Origin of the sequence: Streptomyces spiralis, from assembly GCF_014654675.1 — a bacterium.
GTDB lineage: Bacteria > Actinomycetota > Actinomycetes > Streptomycetales > Streptomycetaceae > Streptomyces > Streptomyces spiralis.
The window spans coordinates 13,879-28,726 of the sequence record NZ_BNBC01000077.1; the positions used below are offsets into that span (position 1 = coordinate 13,879).

At 71.7% G+C, this 14,848-nt stretch carries 11 protein-coding genes and 1 pseudogene; 7 read left to right on the forward strand and 5 right to left on the reverse strand.

All coding sequences use genetic code 11. The features are described from left to right. Positions 1–34: 34 nt before the first annotated feature. Together IE318_RS41925 and IE318_RS41930 are read right to left on the reverse strand one after the other, a co-directional pair. Positions 35–1,465: a non-oxidative hydroxyarylic acid decarboxylases subunit C gene (locus IE318_RS41925; protein ID WP_189908110.1), complete on the reverse strand. Its 1,431-nt coding sequence runs from the start codon at positions 1,463–1,465 to the stop codon at positions 35–37. 84 nt (positions 1,466–1,549) lie between these two features. Beyond that, a complete protein-coding gene (locus tag IE318_RS41930) occupies positions 1,550–2,140 on the reverse strand; it encodes a non-oxidative hydroxyarylic acid decarboxylases subunit B (RefSeq protein WP_189908111.1) in 591 nt (196 codons plus the stop codon). 188 nt (positions 2,141–2,328) lie between these two features. Between IE318_RS41930 and IE318_RS41935 the strand changes: the two genes are divergently transcribed. The 5 genes from IE318_RS41935 (at position 2,329) to IE318_RS41955 (ending at position 10,594) form a co-directional block, all read left to right on the forward strand. Beyond that, complete coding sequence (locus tag IE318_RS41935) at positions 2,329–3,138, forward strand: helix-turn-helix domain-containing protein (protein ID WP_229904133.1); 810 nt, start codon at positions 2,329–2,331, stop codon at positions 3,136–3,138. 131 nt (positions 3,139–3,269) lie between these two features. Beyond that, positions 3,270–3,695, forward strand: coding sequence for a CU044_2847 family protein (locus tag IE318_RS41940; protein WP_229904134.1), 426 nt, complete (start codon positions 3,270–3,272; stop codon positions 3,693–3,695). A 1-nt stretch (position 3,696) separates the two neighbouring features. After that, on the forward strand, positions 3,697–5,922 hold the full coding sequence (locus IE318_RS41945; protein ID WP_189908113.1) for a VMAP-C domain-containing protein: 2,226 nt from the start codon (positions 3,697–3,699) through the stop codon (positions 5,920–5,922). Continuing rightward, complete coding sequence (locus tag IE318_RS41950; protein ID WP_189908114.1) at positions 5,919–6,893, forward strand: AAA family ATPase; 975 nt, start codon at positions 5,919–5,921, stop codon at positions 6,891–6,893. The genes IE318_RS41945 and IE318_RS41950 overlap by 4 nt, the downstream gene beginning before the upstream one ends. Positions 6,894–6,895: 2 nt before the next feature. Continuing rightward, entirely contained in the window at positions 6,896–10,594 is a 3,699-nt protein-coding gene (locus IE318_RS41955) for an SAV_2336 N-terminal domain-related protein (protein WP_189908115.1), read from the forward strand. Between the two features lie 7 nt (positions 10,595–10,601). Here the strand turns inward: IE318_RS41955 and IE318_RS41960 are convergent, their stop codons facing one another. Further along, positions 10,602–11,441, reverse strand: coding sequence for an SDR family NAD(P)-dependent oxidoreductase (locus IE318_RS41960; protein ID WP_189908116.1), 840 nt, complete (start codon positions 11,439–11,441; stop codon positions 10,602–10,604). Positions 11,442–11,692: 251 nt separating this feature from the next. On the opposite strand from IE318_RS41960, the gene IE318_RS46445 reads away from it, so the two are divergent. Continuing rightward, positions 11,693–13,168, forward strand: a complete 1,476-nt coding sequence (locus tag IE318_RS46445) for an aminotransferase class I/II-fold pyridoxal phosphate-dependent enzyme (protein WP_189908120.1) — start codon at positions 11,693–11,695, stop codon at positions 13,166–13,168. Positions 13,169–13,290: 122 nt separating this feature from the next. Here the strand turns inward: IE318_RS46445 and IE318_RS41970 are convergent, their stop codons facing one another. Then, the gene (locus IE318_RS41970) at positions 13,291–14,178 is read right to left on the reverse strand and encodes a helix-turn-helix transcriptional regulator (protein ID WP_189908117.1); all 888 of its coding nucleotides are present in this window, start codon (positions 14,176–14,178) and stop codon (positions 13,291–13,293) included. Between the two features lie 169 nt (positions 14,179–14,347). Between IE318_RS41970 and IE318_RS41975 the strand changes: the two genes are divergently transcribed. Next, positions 14,348–14,578 (forward strand): tautomerase family protein, encoded by a 231-nt coding sequence (locus IE318_RS41975; protein WP_012013599.1) that lies wholly within the window; start codon positions 14,348–14,350, stop codon positions 14,576–14,578. Between the two features lie 200 nt (positions 14,579–14,778). Here the strand turns inward: IE318_RS41975 and IE318_RS46930 are convergent. Beyond that, positions 14,779–14,848: pseudogene (locus tag IE318_RS46930) on the reverse strand (transglycosylase SLT domain-containing protein); the annotation flags it as partial.

The following is a 14,848-nucleotide window of genomic DNA, read 5'->3' on the forward strand; positions in this document are numbered from 1 at the left end:
TTCGTACGGGAGCCGGTCGGTGTGAGCGGCGGCGTCAGGCGCGGCCTTCGGACATCAGGCGCTGGATCTTGGCTGCCCACTCCTTGGCCTCCGGGAGATCCCTCGTGGGGGTGGAGAAGTGGCCGCGCTCGTCCGGGCGTACGGGCGTGGTGGCGTCGATGATCATCTTGCTGATGATGCCCGCGGGCTGGGCCGCGGGCGCGAGCCCGACCACGGAGAGGTTGGGCACGATCACGACGTCGTCGGCCGCGTTGACCTTCGACGACATCGCCCACATGACCTGCGGCAGGTTGAACGGGTCCACGTCCTCGTCGACGACGACGACCGTGGTGATGTACCCGAGTCCGTGCGGGGTCGTCATGGCGCGCATGGCCACGGCCTTGGCGAAACCGCCGTAGCGCTTCTTGGTGGAGATCACGGCCAGCAGACCGTGCGTGTACATGGCGTTGACGGCCTGGACCTCGGGGAACTCGGCGCGCAGTTGCTTCAGCAGCGGAACGCATGTGTTGGGCCCGACGAGGTAGTCGCACTCGGTCCACGGCATGCCCAGGTAGAGGGACTCGAAGACCGGGTTCGTGCGGTAGGAGATGCGGTCGATGCGGATGACGGGCATCCGGCGGCCGCCGGAGTAGTGCCCGGTGAACTCGCCGAAGGGACCCTCGATCTGGCGCTTGCGGCTCTCTATGACACCTTCGATGACGACCTCGGAACCCCAGGGCACGTCGAAGCCGGTGAGGGGTGCGGTGGCGATCGGGGCGGGAGCGCCGCGCAGGGCGCCCGCCATCTCGTACTCGCTCTGGTCGTATCCCATGGGCATGCCGGCCACGATCGCCATCACGGGGTCGTTGCCGAGAGTGATGGCGATGGGCAGGTCCTCGCCCTTCTCCTCCGCCTTGCGCAGGTGGATCGCGACGTCGTGCACGGGGACGGGCTGGATCGCCAGCCGGTTCCTGCCGATGACCTGGAGCCGGTACGTGCCGACGTTCTGCTTGCCGAAGTGGCCGGGATCCTCGGGGTCGCGCGAGACGACGGCGGCCTTGTCGAGGTAGAAGCCGCCGTCGCCGTCGTTCAGGCGGAACAGCGGCAGCACCGAGAAGAGATCGACGTCGTCGCCCTCCTGGGTGTTCTCCCGCCACGGGGCGTCCTCGCGGCGCTCGGGGGCGACCGGGAAGGCGTCCCAGCGCCGGGCGAACTCCTCCACCTGCTCCTTGACCGGCGTGTGCTTGGGCAGACCGAGGGCAAGGGCGTGGTTGGCCCAGGAACCGTGCACGTTCAGGGCGATCCTGGCGTCGGTGAAGCCCTTGACGTTGTCGAACCACAGGGCAGGAGCGCCCTCGCCGATGCGGCCGGTGGCGTTGGCCGCCGCAGCCAGATCGGGCTCGGGGAGGACTTCGTCGGTGATGCGCAGCAGCTGGCCCTCCTTCTCCAGCGTGCTGAGGAAACCGCGCAGATCGTCGTAGGGCATGGATACTCCGTGAGGTGCTGTGGCGGGGTGGGACAAGGGCAGCCGGGGGCAGCCGCGCCCCGGAAGGCGGAAGGAACGCGGGCGTCAGGAAGCCGGTCGCAAGGAGCGGGCGGCTCGCATGCCCTCCCATCGCCTGGCCGCGGGGGCGGGCAGGCCGAACTGGTCCAGGACGCGGGCCACGACGTGGTCGACGATGTCGTCCACCGACTGCGGGTGGTTGTAGAAGGCGGGCATGGGCGGCAGCATCTGCACGCCCATCCGGGACAGTGCGAGCATGTTCTCCAGGTGGATCTCGCTCAGCGGCGTCTCGCGGGGGACCAGGACCAGCTTGCGGCGTTCCTTGAGGACGACGTCCGCGGCCCGTCCGACGAGGCCGTCGGCGTACCCGGCGCGGATCCCGGCGAGGGTCTTCATCGAGCAGGGCACGATCACCATGCCGTCGGTGGGGAAGGAGCCGGAGGAGATGGTGGCTCCCTGGTCCTCGGGCCGGTGCACGGCATCGGCGAGCGCCGCGACCTCGTCGACGGACAGGCCCGTCTCCAGCTCGATCGTCGTGCGGGCCCACCGGCTGAGGACCAGGTGGGTCTCGACGTCCGGCAACGCCGCCAGTGCCTGGAGGAAGCGGACACCCAGCACGGCACCCGTGGCGCCCGTCATTCCCACGACCAGTCGCATACCGAGGTTCCTTTCCCATATGCACCGCGCTGAGCTGCGCCTATGCCTCCACGCTAGGAGCCCGGTCGCCGCGTTCGGCGGTACACTCGGGACTTGTCATGGGGAAAAACGGACAGGCTTCGCGGCGGCCGACTATCCGGGAACTGCCCTTGCGGCGTACGGCCGGATCACCGCCAGGTCTGGAGCTGATGGATCTGGCGGGGCTCGCCGACCGCGCGCGCCGGCACGGCAACGACCCTTACGCCCCCCTGCGCCCGGCGTTCCACCAGCTCGTCACCGTGCACCCGGGCAGCCTCCTGACGGTCTCGGTGGACTTCACCACGTATGAACTGACGGGCGGTGACTGGCTGTGGATCCGTCCCGGGCAGGTACAACGCTGGGGCCGCAACCTTCCGACGGCCGAAGGCCTGGTGGTCGCCTTTCCTCCGGGCTTCCCGGACACGGAGACGGCCGTTGCCTCGGTCGCCGACGCGCCCTTCGCGCAGGCACCCCTCAGCCCCGGCCTCCCGGACGCGGAGGGTCTGCGCCGGGCACTGGACCACCTGCGGTACGAGTACGACGCGATGGCGGAGCTGCCCCTGGAGTCCCATGTGCAGGTGCTGCGGCACCTGCTGGCGGTGCTGTTGGTGCGCCTGACGAAGGCCTACGGCGCCGAACCCGGCGGGCCGATGCCGAGCGAGACGTTCCGCCGTTTCCACGCGGCCGTGGAGCGGGACTTCACCGTCACACGGCGCGTGGAGGACTACGCGGCGGCCCTGGGCTACAGCCGGCGCACCCTCACCCGGGCCGCGGAAGCGGCCAGCGGTATGTCGGCGAAGCGCTATATCGACGAGCGCGTGGTGCTGGAGGCCAAACGGGAGCTGTCGCACAGCCGGTCGACGGCCGGCGCCATCGCGGCGAGGCTCGGCTTCGCCGACGCCAGCGACTTCTCCAAGTTCTTCCGACAGCGGACGGGAACCACCCCGACGGCCTTCCGTAGAACGGCTCGCGGCGCGTGACCCGCGCGTACCGCGGCACGCGATCCGTGCCCGCCGCGGCGCCCTCACGCCTCGGAACCGGTGTCGGGAGGGGTTCGATCAAAGACACCAAACGGCCTTGAGAACATTGCGGGTTGATGCACACTGACGGTGTGCAGGATTTTGTCGAGTTCACCTTCGCCGATGGGACAGCGGTGGCGTTGCAGGCGTTCGCCCCGCTGTCGACCGCCAAGGACGGGTACGCCGCGGACGACGAACCGGTGCCCGGCTTCGGCGCGTCCCGGCCCGTGTCGGTCGGCAGCCGGGTGGCCGTAGCGGCCGAGAGCACCCTGCGTGCACTGCTGGCACCGCTCGCTCCGCTGCTGCAGCAGGTCCACGACAGCGTCAGCGCGGTCCCCGACAAACCCTCCGAGCTGTCGGTGAGCTTCGGCGTGCGGGTGGGCCAGGACCTGAAGCTGGGCATCGTCGGCGTAGGGGGCGAGGCGACCATGACGGTCACGGCGCAGTGGCGTCTGGCCCAGCCTCCGGAAGGGACGACGGCACCGGCCGGCACGGCCGCCAGCACGCATGCGCTCTAGAGTGCGCCGAACCAGATGGCTGCGTGGCGACCGGGAGGAGTCCGGCGCGCAGCCACCCGTGCGCTCCTCGCTGGCCTCGGTGATGGGACTGGCCTCGGCGGCGGTCGTCGGAGGCGGCGTGTACATGGGCGATGCCCTTGTGCTGACATGTGCGCACGTCGTCAACGACTCGCTGGGCCGGGACTCCTTCGAACAGCGTTCACCGGACGGCACCGTGGTGCGCGTGGCCTTCCCCGGCGCCGCGGAGCCGCACCGCGCTTACGCCGCTGAGGTGGTCTCCTGGATACCGGCCCGCCACCCGTCGTCCGAGGCGCGGCCCGCCCGTCGCGGCGATCGCACCTGGGCGGGGGATCTGGCGCTGCTGCGCCTTGTGGACGCCCCGCCTGCCGATGTGCGGGCCGTCCGCTGGTCGGCGATGACCGAAGGGCAGAAGGTACGGGCGTGGTTCGGCGGGGGCCAGCAGTTCACCTACGCCGACGGGTTCGTCCGTCTGTGCGACACTGCCATCGCCTACGTCGATTCGGCGCTCGTCGGAGCGGCCATCGGCCCGGGCTACAGCGGCGGTCCCCTCTGGTGCGAGGAGGAAGAGGCCTCGGTGGGCATCGTGCTCGGCGTGATCGAGCCCGCTCCCGGCGACTTCAGCGCCGGGCAGGTCGTGCGCCGCACCATCACGGTGCCCTGGCAGGCCATCGACAAGGAACTCGACCGCGCCTACTTCCGGCGGCCCGCCGAGGACGCCCCGCCGCGACCCTCCACGCCGGCGGTCCACCCCGCGGCCCGGCACGCCATCGCCACCGTGGTCGCCGAGGCGCTGGCCGATCCTGCCGTCCGAGCGGCGCACGCCTCCCGGCTGGCCGAGGAGCTGGACCTGGACGTGGCGCCCGACGCGACGGCCGGTGTGGACGAGATCGTGGACGTACTGGTCAGCAGGCCCCGGGCGGTCGCCGCGCTGTGCGAGAGCATGCGGCAGAGCGCGCCGGACGCCGCCCTGCAACTGCTGTACATCGGCAAGATGGCCTTGATCCCTGGAATGCTCTCGCCGAGCGAGCACCAGTGGCTCATGGAACTGCTGCCCCCGCAGGCCGCGGCACGCCTGGCCGAAGCCGCCAAGGCGGCACTGCCCGACTCGACGTTCTTCGAGGAACTCACCGACCCTCCGGAACGGCTCCTCGACGAGCACGAGCGGTTGCTCCGGCTCGTCGAGAAACTGGAGGAGTTCTGGGGCGACAGCGCCCCGGTGCCCGACAACACACCCCGCGTTCCCGCACTGCTGCGCGCGGTCGAGTACCTCGCCGCCGTGTGCGAGGAACCCACCGCTGGAGGACTGCGGGGATGGAGCGAGTCGGTGGCCAGGCGACTGGGAGTGGCCCAGGCCGCCCTGCGGGAGCGCCGCGATGACGCCGAGTCCTGGGCACAGGGCGAACGCTCCGCCACCCACCGCCAGCCCAGGCTGACGGTGCAGCTCACCCGTGTCACCCGTGGGACGCCCGGGACCTTCCGCTGCACCGCCTGGTACACCTCGGGCCGCGAGGACGAGACCGACCGGCGGGTCCTCGCCGACGACGAGGCCCGCACACCGGCCGCGATCACCCGTGTGCTGCACGACATCCTCAAGCGCGAGGGCGCCGTGGCGACCTCCACGAAGGTTCCCGTCATCGAGTTCCTCATGGAGGCCGACGATCTCGACGAGCCGGTCGACGCCTGGCACAACGAGCCCGCCGACGGTGAGGTACCGGTGGTGCTGGGTGCGGAGTACACCGTGCACCTGCGCTGCACCCACCTGCGCCGCGACGTAGATCAGCAGCGCAGCTGGCGCTCCCGCTGGGCGCACCTGGAGCGCGGGAAACTGGTGCGCCTGGATCAGCGGCACTCCACCGCCCTTCAGGTCTACGGCCTCCTCAAGGCAGACCTGGACGCCTCACGGGTCATCCTCGCCTGCGACGTGCAGCACCGGCAGCAACTGCGCGCGGTCTGCCTGCTCCTGGGGGTCCCCGTGGTCCTGTGGGACAGGGCGAGGCCGAGCGCGTCCCGCAACGACCAGGTGACCGCGCTCATGCTCAACGGGCCGATCCGCGGCCTGCCGCTCCGTGTGCGCCAGCATCGCGCCCGTGCGCTTGCCGAGACCTCCCCCGACACGCTCGCCCCAGCCCTGGTCTGGGACGACGCCACCCAGCTGCCGCCTACGTTCCGTTGGAGCGACCCGACCGGTCAGGAGCCGATCCGATGAACCAGCCCGAGCAGCCCGAGCGCGGCGACCAGTGGCGGCTCTTCGTGGGCGACGGCCGGCCCCGACGCGTGGCGATGCCCGAGCCACCGCCGTGGCGACGGTTCGGGCGGGCGGCGGACGACGGCACCCACACGGCGCCCCACCGCCCCTACCTCATCGACCAGCCACAGATCGATGTCGTCAACGCGGCCCTTCACCTGCGTCGGCCCCTGCTGGTGACAGGGCACCCCGGGACCGGCAAGTCGTCCCTCGCCTACGCCATCGCCCACGAGTTGTCCCTGGGTGACGTGCTGCACTGGCCGGTGAACAGCCGCTCGGTGCTGTCGGAAGCCCTGTACCAGTACGACGCCGTCGGCCGGCTGCGAGAGACCACCCTCAGCCGTGACCAGGGGCGGCAGGCCCCGGACATCGGGCACTTCATACGCCTCGGCCCGCTGGGCACGGCCCTGGTCCCCGGCGAGCTGCCGAAGGTGCTGCTCATCGACGAACTCGACAAGGGCGACGTGGACCTGCCCAACGACCTGCTCACCGTCTTCGAACGCGGCGAGTTCGAGATCCCGGAACTCTCCCGGCTGGCCCACGAGCAGCACACCGTCCAAGTGCACACCTTCGACGGAGGGGAGCCCGTCGACGTCGCAGGCGGCTTCGTCCGGTGCAGCGAGTTCCCCGTCGTGGTCATCACCAGCAACGGCGAACGCGACTTCCCCCCGGCCTTCCTGCGCCGCTGTCTGCGGCTCGAGCTGCCCGACCCCAGCGCGCAGCGCCTGCGTGACATCGTGGCCGCCCACCTGGGAGCCGACGCCCTGGACCAGGTCGACGACCTCGTGCGGGTCTTCCTGGCCCGGCGCGCACCCGGAGAGCTGGCCACCGACCAACTACTGAACGCCGCGTTCCTGCGCCTGGGAGGCGTCGACACCGACGCCGAAGGACTTCTCGACTCGGTGCTGCACCAGTTGGGCGGCACGGTCTGACCATGCCCGAGCTCCTGCTGCGGATACTGCGCACCCTCGGCCAGGAACCCACTGCCGCGGAGCTCATGGACGTCCTCTGGCTGGCCCAGCGCCTTCCGGCGGGGCCCGAGGCGCCGTTGCGTAAACTCCTCGATGCGCAACGCCATGATGCGCTGCGGGCGCCGGGCCGGGCGTCCGGCGAGCACGACGGCGCCGACCAGAGCTTGGAGACCCGCGGCGGCGCGCGCTACGACGGGCAGGAGGCCAACGAAGTCCACGCCGCGCCCGAGCCCCCGCGCGGCCCGGACCCCGTCGACGAGGACACCGCGGACCCCGGCGACGACGGACCGGACCACGACTTCGAAGACGCCGAACCCGGTGACGGGGACGGCGGAAACCGGCGCGACGAGCCCACCGACAAGCCGCAGGAACAGCCCGACGACTTCCCGCGGGAACAGCCTGACCGCGGCCTCCCGGTCCGGCTGCCGCGGCCCCGCTCGCTGCCGTCGTTCCTCGGCACGGCCCGGGCCCTGAGGCCGCTCAAGCGTTACCGTGCCGACCTCACGCGCACCGACGTCGACGAGAACGCCACCGTCACGCAGATCGCGGCCACGGGGATGGTCGACGTGGTCTCCCAGCCCCGCCTCGAACGCTGGCTCGACCTCGCCCTGGTCATCGACGACGGCCCGTCCATGCTGCTGTGGCAGCAGTCCTGCCGGGAACTGCGTTCCCTGTGCGAACGACTGGGCGCCTTCCGGCACATCCGCGTCCGGGCGCTCAGGCCGGGGCCCGACGGCTCACCGATGCTCGCCGCCCGTCCCTTCGCCCGGGCCCAGCGGCTCATCGCACCGAAAGCCCTCGCCGACCCTTCGGGCCGGACCATGGCACTGGTGATCTCCGACGGAGCGGGCCCGCACTGGCACTCGGGCGCCATGGAGCGGGTGCTGCGCGGCTGGGCGTCACAGGGCCCCACGGCCGTCGTGCACGCACTGCCCGCCCGCATGTGGGCCGGATCGGCGCTGTCCGCACGCCGCTGGACGGTGCGCCCGTCGCACGCGGGAGCGGCGAACGTCCGCTGGCGGGTCCGGGACCCGGTCCTGCCTCCGGAGCTGAACCCGTTCCGAGGCATCCCCGTACCGGTCCTGGAACCCTCACCCGAGGTGCTCACGGGCTGGGTGCGCGCCACCGTGTCCGACGGGCTCAGCACCACCCTGCCGCTCTGGCAGCCGGACCCGAACCGGCCCGCACCGGCGGGCGAGGCGGCGGCGACCGCGACGACGCGGGCACGGACCGGTCGCACAGCTCCGTCGGCCGCGACCCAGGTGGTACGGGAGTTCCGCCGGGCGGCTTCGCCCGAATCGTACCGACTGGCCGCTCACCTGGCCGCGCTGTCGCCGCTGACGGTGCCGGTGATGCGCCTGGTCGCTCAGGCCGTGCCCTGGAAGACGGACACCGCGCACCTGGCCGAGGTCTTCCTCAGCGGCCTGATGCGGAGCACGTCCGGCCCGGCAGAGGCCGCCGCCGGTGCTGCCGCCGCCGTCCCCGTGGAACAACGCCTGTTCACCTTCACCGACGAGGCCCGGGACATCCTCCTCGACGCGGTGCCCACGGCTCACCTGGTGGAGACCATCCGGCGCGTTTCCCAGCGCATCGTCGAACTGGCGGGCAGAAACCCGGACTTCCCGGCCTGGCTCCGGCACCGTGACGGCACCGACTCGCTCCCCGACGGCGCCAGAGGCTTCGCGTGGCTCGGCCCCACCATGCTCGGCCGCCTGGGCCTGTCCGGCGTCCACGCTCCCGTCTGGGCCGACACCCCTGTCCTCGCACCGGAGCCGGAGGGGGCCACGAGCCCCGCCCTGCTCACGGACCACGCCGGCCTGCCGGCCGCGGACCTCAGGGCGGACCCGGACCACCCCCACGGCTCGTGGGACCATCTCGGCCCCTGGGACTTGCGTACCGCGGGCCCCTTCGAACTCACCGGGCGCGTGCCCCGCAACGGCCGCAACGGCCTCTATCGCGGCCACGCGCCGGGCGACGTGCTCGCCGCGGTACGGATCGGCGCCAGTGCCGTCACCCGAACCGAAGCCCGTGCCCTCGAACGGTTCTCCCACGAGGGCCTGCCCGCACTGCTCGACCACGGCAGGGGCTGGACGGCGGCCTCGTTCGCCAGCACCAAGTCCGGCTACTGGGCCGTCGACCTCCGGGACGTCGTGGAAGGGGCGGGCCCCCTGGGGGTCGAAGCGGCGCTGTGCCTGGGACAGCATGTCGCCGCCGCGCTCGCGCACAGCCACAGCGCTGGTGTGGTGCACGGCCGTCTGACGCCCTCCCGGGTGGTGATGACGCAGCGATGGCCCGTGGTCGTGGGATGGCATCACGCCACGGTGGACGGGCTCGGACCCGACGGATCGCAGTCCGCGGTGCGAGCCGCGGACGACGTCCGGGCACTGGCGGCGATCGTCTACTACGCGGCGTACGCGCGCACGCTGCCGGCACCCGGCCTCGGCGACCCGCTTGATCCCTCGCCACAGTCGCTCTCCGGACCGGACACCGACCCCGCCGTCAGGCAGTTCATCCGCGTCTGCCACGCCGGCGTGCGCGGCGAACCCCCAAGCTGTGATGCCGCATTGGCGCTCCTGCGCGACCGGCTGCCCCGCGACACGATCCACCACGACCTCGCCACCTGGCTTCCTCCCCAGGTCGCGATGACGGTGATGGGCAACCGCCTGCACAGCACCACACCACAGGGGCCGGTGCGCGGGGCGGCGGACGACGAGCCCGGCCCGCAGGTGCCCATCAGCCCCCGCCCCGCCGTTGCGTCCGCGGGCACGGCCCACCGCAAGGGGCGCGACTCGACCGCCGCGCTGCGCCTGCCGGGCACACCGGGACAGGCCGCCTCCACATTGAGACGGTGGGGACGCCGGACCCCACCGGATGTTCTCGGCGCGGTCCTTCCCCACCGGCGGCGGTGCATCGCGGTCGCCGGGCCCGCCGGCGGCGGGCGCAGCACCGTCGCGGTCCAACTGGCCTCCGTGCTCGCGGGTCTGCGCCGTGGGCGGTACGCGGTTCCCGTCGTCATGACACCGGTGGACGAGCACATGCAAGTCTTCGGCTACCGGCTGCTGTCCTCGGACCGGGTACGTGTCGCGGCAGAGGTACGCCGAAGCACCACAGGGGCCATCGACGAACGCTGGGTCACCCTGAGGGACTCCGGTGGAGCGCACTTCCTCTACTCCGAGGGAGCCCACGCGGAGGGAACACAGGGATGGCGCCGGGCGTACGACAACCGCCGGATCCGCCGTGAGATGGAGTGGCTCGGAACCCTCGGAACGGTCGTCGTGGACGTCTCCGGGGACTTCGTCCCCCCGGACAGCTCTCCGAGGGCTCTGCTCGGCACCGTGGACCACCTGGTGATCGCCATGGCGGGGCATGAGGACTTCGAGCCGGTACGACACCAACTGCAATGGCTGAGCTCCTCGGGCTACCGGGACCTCGCCCGGACGGCGACCCTCGTCCTCTCCGACGTCCGCGGGGGACAGCACGACGGGTCACCGGTTCCGCAGCTCCGGCACGATGAAACCTCCAGCGACGTGGTCACCGTGCCGTTCGACCGGGTGCTGCGGGACCGGGGACTGGCCGACTTCTCCGAACTCGCCCAGCAGACCCGCCGCGCGTACGAGGCACTGGGCCGGCGAGTGGACCAGCACCTGGGGCGGCGTCCCTGAGCCGGATTCAGTCGTGCGAGCGTTCCGCAGCGCGGTAGCGGGGGGCCAACGTGGCACCCGATCCGTTGCGCAGGGCGAGTTCCGCGTCGGTCAGTCGGGTCACGCCCTCGGGGTCCGACATGCCGGGCACGCACACCACTTCCCCGGTTTCCAGGGCGGAGAGGGAGGCGGTGACCACGTCGGCGGCAGGCATCCCGCCCTCGTCGTGGACCCGCGCCTCCCCGGGAACGGGAGCCTCGCCCGTGCCGAGGTGGAACTCGGTGGCGGTGAGTCCGGGACAGACGACCTGGACGTGCACCGGCGTGCCGGCCAGCTCGGCGGCGAGGGTCCTGCTGAACGCCACCATGTAGCCCTTGGTGCCTCCGTAGACGGCCCGGTGCGGGAGGGGACCGGGCGGCAGGGCTCCGGCGAACGCCAGGAGCGAGGCCACGTTGACGACCGCGCCACGGCCGCGCGCCACCATGTGGGGAACCGCCGCGCGGGTCAGCACCGTCGGCGCCACGACGTTCACGTCGATCACCTTGGTGAGCAGGGCGGGACCGGCCTCGGCGAAGGGCCCGTAGCCGTTGATTCCGGCGTTGTTCACCAGCAGCGCCACGTCGTCGGCGGCTACCCGCTTCGCGACCCGGTCCAGGTCCGGCGACCGCGCGAGATCGGCCACCATCGACTCCACCACGACCCCGGTCTCCTCACGCAGCCGTCCCGCCAGGGCGTCGAGCCGCTCGGCACGCCGGGCGACCAACACCAGGTCCCAGCCCCGCTGCGCCAGCCGGATGGCGTACTCGGCGCCGATGCCGGACGACGCTCCGGTCACCACGGCCGTACCCGCCGTCTCGTCGGATGCCATGTGCCAGGCCCTTCGCTCGACGACCCGCGGCCGGCGGGCCGTGCCGGAAGCCCCTCTTGTGATGGCCTTGTGATCCCCGCAGCCGGGTACCCCCGTAGCCCCGGCTAAACGCCGGTCGGTCCACCCGCCGGTGGCGGCCGGTTCGCTCGTCGGGCGACGGGGGTACCCGTGGCTCACCACAGGTCCGACGGCACTTCGGACCCCTGACTGGAGCACAGCAGGCCGAGCGTCGGCCGACCGAGGAGGAAATGATGGACCACGCGCGGGTCCCCGTGCTGGAAGCGTTGCAGGAGTTCCGGCGCCGCGGCGATGTCGTCTACGGCCCACCCGGGCACAAGCAGGGGCGGGGCGCGGATCCGCGAGTGGTGGACGTCGTCGGACTCGACGTGTTCCGCTCCGACGTCCTGACCCTCAACGGGCTGGACGACCGCCGTGAGTCCCAGGGCGTGCTCAGCCAGGCGCAGGATCTCATGGCGGACGCGGTCGGCGCGGAGCAGGCGTTCTTCTCCACCTGCGGCAGTTCCCTGTCGGTGAGGACGGCCATGCTGGCCGTGGCGGGTCCCGGCGAGAAGCTGCTGCTCTCCCGCAACGCGCACAAGTCCGTGATCGCGGCCGTCGTGGTCAACGGCGTCGAACCGATCTGGGTGCACCCCAAGTTCGACACCGAGCGGCACATCGCCCACCCGCCGGAGCCCGACGACGTACGCGACCGGCTGCGCGAACACCCGGACGCCAAGGGGATGCTGCTGATCACCCCCACCGACTGGGGGACGTGCGCCGACATCCGGGGCGTGGCCCGCGTCTGCCACGAGTTCGGCGTGCCTCTCATCGTCGACGAGGCATGGGGCGCCCACCTGCCGTTCCACCCCGACCTGCCGCCCTGGGGCATGGACGCCGAGGCCGACCTGGTCGTCACCAGCGTGCACAAGATGGGCGGCGCCATCGAGCAGAGCTCCGTCTTCCACCTTCAGTACGACCGGGTGTCGCCGGAGGCCCTCAAGCAGCGGGAAGACCTGCTCGGCACCACCAGCGCCTCCACCCTGGTGTACGCGACCCTCGACGGCTGGCGCCGCCAGATGGTCGAACACGGGCACGACCTCCTGGACACCGCGCTGCACCGCGCCGAACGCATCCGGGGCGCGGCCGGTGACCTGCCCGGTCTGCGGCCCATGGGGCAGGAGGTCGTCGAAGAGGGGCTCGCCGCCTCCTTCGATCCGCTGAAGATCGTGATCGACGTACGGGAGCTCGGCATCAGCGGCATGCAGGCCGCCGAGTGGCTACGGGCCCACCGGCACGTCGACGTCGGCGGCTCCGACACCTGCCGTATCAACGCCTCGATCACCCACGCCGACGACGACGAAACCGAGAAAGTCCTGTTGGACGCCCTGCGCGCGCTCGTCGACGGAGCCGACTCCATCGAACGGCAACCACTCGTCCACCTGCCCGACCCCTCGGTTCTGGAGTTGGAACAGGCCATGCTGCCGCGCGAGGCGTTCTTCGCCGAGGTCGAGCATGTCCGCGCAGAGAGTGCCGCGGGACGCATCGCGGCCGAGACGATCAGTCCCTATCCTCCGGGCGTTCCCGTGATCGCGCCCGGCGAGGTGATCACCAATGAGGTCCTTGACTACCTGCGCACCAGCGCGGATCACGGCGCTCTCCTCCCGGACGCGGCCGACCCGTCGGTCCGGACGCTGCGCGTGGTGGCGCGGCACCGACAAGCGGGCTGACACACCCCCGGCACCGTCGGCCGGTCCGTCACCGTCTCCGGGCGCACCCGTACGGGATCTTGCGAGGCGCGTCCGACGGTGTGGAGAGGCACCGGCCTCCATCGCCGACACACACGGGCACCTCATTTCGCCGCGGACCACTCCGGTGGCATGCCCTGCGTGAGGCCCAGCTCCTGGGTCCCTACGACGGACAGCAGTTCGAGCTGCTCGGCTCCCGGGCTTCCGGGCGGCGCCGTGAACCACAGCAGGCGTTGGCGTCCGTCCTCGCTGAGGAGGTTGTAGCAGTCGAGCTCGATGACGCCGAGCAGGGGGTGGACGATCCTCTTGTGGTCCATGCGGCGCACCGCCACGTCGTGGGTGTCCCAGAGGGCTGCGAACTCCTGGCTGCGGCGGCGCAGCACGGCGACCATCTTCGTGACCTCCGCGTCCCGGCCGCGCCGGGCGGCCGCTGCCTGGAGGTCGGCCACGAACACCCGGGAGTGGTGCGGGTGGTCCTCGGGCGGGTAGATCTCGCGCGCCTGCGGGTCGGTGAACCAGCGGTACACGAAGCTCGCCTCCGGGCCGCGGTGTGCCGGGGACTTGCCGAGCAGGGTCAGGGCCAGGTCGTTTTCCACCAGGGTTTCGTGCAGGTCGGTGATGACGCGCACGGGCGTGTTGGACAGCCGGTCCAGCAGTCCGAGGAGCGCGGGCTGCACGTGTGCCGATGGTCCGTGTGCTGACGGGGGGACCGGCCGTTCGGCCAGGTGAAACAGGTGGTCGCGCTCGTCGCCGTTCAGCCGCAGGGCTCGGGCGAGGGCGGCCAGGGTCTGGGTCGAGGGCTGCACGCCGTTCTTCGCGCTGCCGCGCTCCAACTCGGTGTAGTAGTCGGCTGACAGCCCGGCCAGCTGGGCGACTTCCTCCCGGCGCAGCCCGGGTACCCGCCGGCGCGGGCCTGTGGGCAGACCGACCTCGGCGGGGCGGATGCGGTCGCGGCGGGTCCTGAGGAAGGCACCGAGTTCTGGAAGGTTCACCCCTCCATGGTCGCTCCCGCGCCAGGGCGTAGCCAGGGGGTGGCATCCCCTGGGTAAGCGCAGCCCTGGCTAGGGGCGGGGGACCGGCCGATCGTGGAGGACGCAACAGGGCGACGGCAAGTCCGCGGCCCGGCCCGGATCCGGCACAGGAGAGAAGGAACGACCAGCCATGCCTTTCGCGAACTTCAAGGTCCCCGAGAAGACCCTCACCCCGAAGCAGAAGGAGGAGATCGTCACCCGCACCACCGAGCTGTACGTCGAGATCTACGGCGAGCGCGCCCGCAACAACACCATGGTTCTGGTTGAAGAGGTCGCCGACGGCGGCTGGGGCATCTCCGGCAATGTGCTGACCCTCGCCATGCTCGGTGAGGCGACACCGACCGACACCAGTGACGCCTGACCTCACCGGCCGTCATTCGGCCAAGACAGCACCTTGAACCTGAGGGCCGCCGACCGCGCCGGACGGCCCTCGGCCGGGCAGGGCCGTTGTCGGGGTGTGGTGCTGCGCCGTGTTGGTTGTGGGTGTGGCGAAGGCCGGTGCCGGCAGCGGGTGTTGCTGCGGGCATCGGCCTTGGGGTGTGGTGCTGGGGGTGCTTTGGCTCAGTAGGCGGAGTTGACGTTGTCGATGGAGCCGTAGCGGTGGGCGGCGTAGTTGGCCGCGGCGGTGATG

Bases quoted from the DNA above. Each gene is read 5' to 3' on its own strand.
- IE318_RS41935 (WP_229904133.1), top strand. From the start codon at position 2,329: ATGGATCTGGCGGGGCTCGCCGACCGCGCGCGCCGGCACGGCAACGAC.
- IE318_RS41960 (WP_189908116.1), bottom strand. From the start codon at position 11,441: ATGGCATCCGACGAGACGGCGGGTACGGCCGTGGTGACCGGAGCGTCG.
- IE318_RS46445 (WP_189908120.1), top strand. From the start codon at position 11,693: ATGGACCACGCGCGGGTCCCCGTGCTGGAAGCGTTGCAGGAGTTCCGG.
- IE318_RS41955 (WP_189908115.1), top strand. From the start codon at position 6,896: ATGCCCGAGCTCCTGCTGCGGATACTGCGCACCCTCGGCCAGGAACCC.
- IE318_RS41925 (WP_189908110.1), bottom strand. From the start codon at position 1,465: ATGCCCTACGACGATCTGCGCGGTTTCCTCAGCACGCTGGAGAAGGAG.
- IE318_RS41975 (WP_012013599.1), top strand. From the start codon at position 14,348: ATGCCTTTCGCGAACTTCAAGGTCCCCGAGAAGACCCTCACCCCGAAG.
- IE318_RS41950 (WP_189908114.1), top strand. From the start codon at position 5,919: ATGAACCAGCCCGAGCAGCCCGAGCGCGGCGACCAGTGGCGGCTCTTC.
- IE318_RS41930 (WP_189908111.1), bottom strand. From the start codon at position 2,140: ATGCGACTGGTCGTGGGAATGACGGGCGCCACGGGTGCCGTGCTGGGT.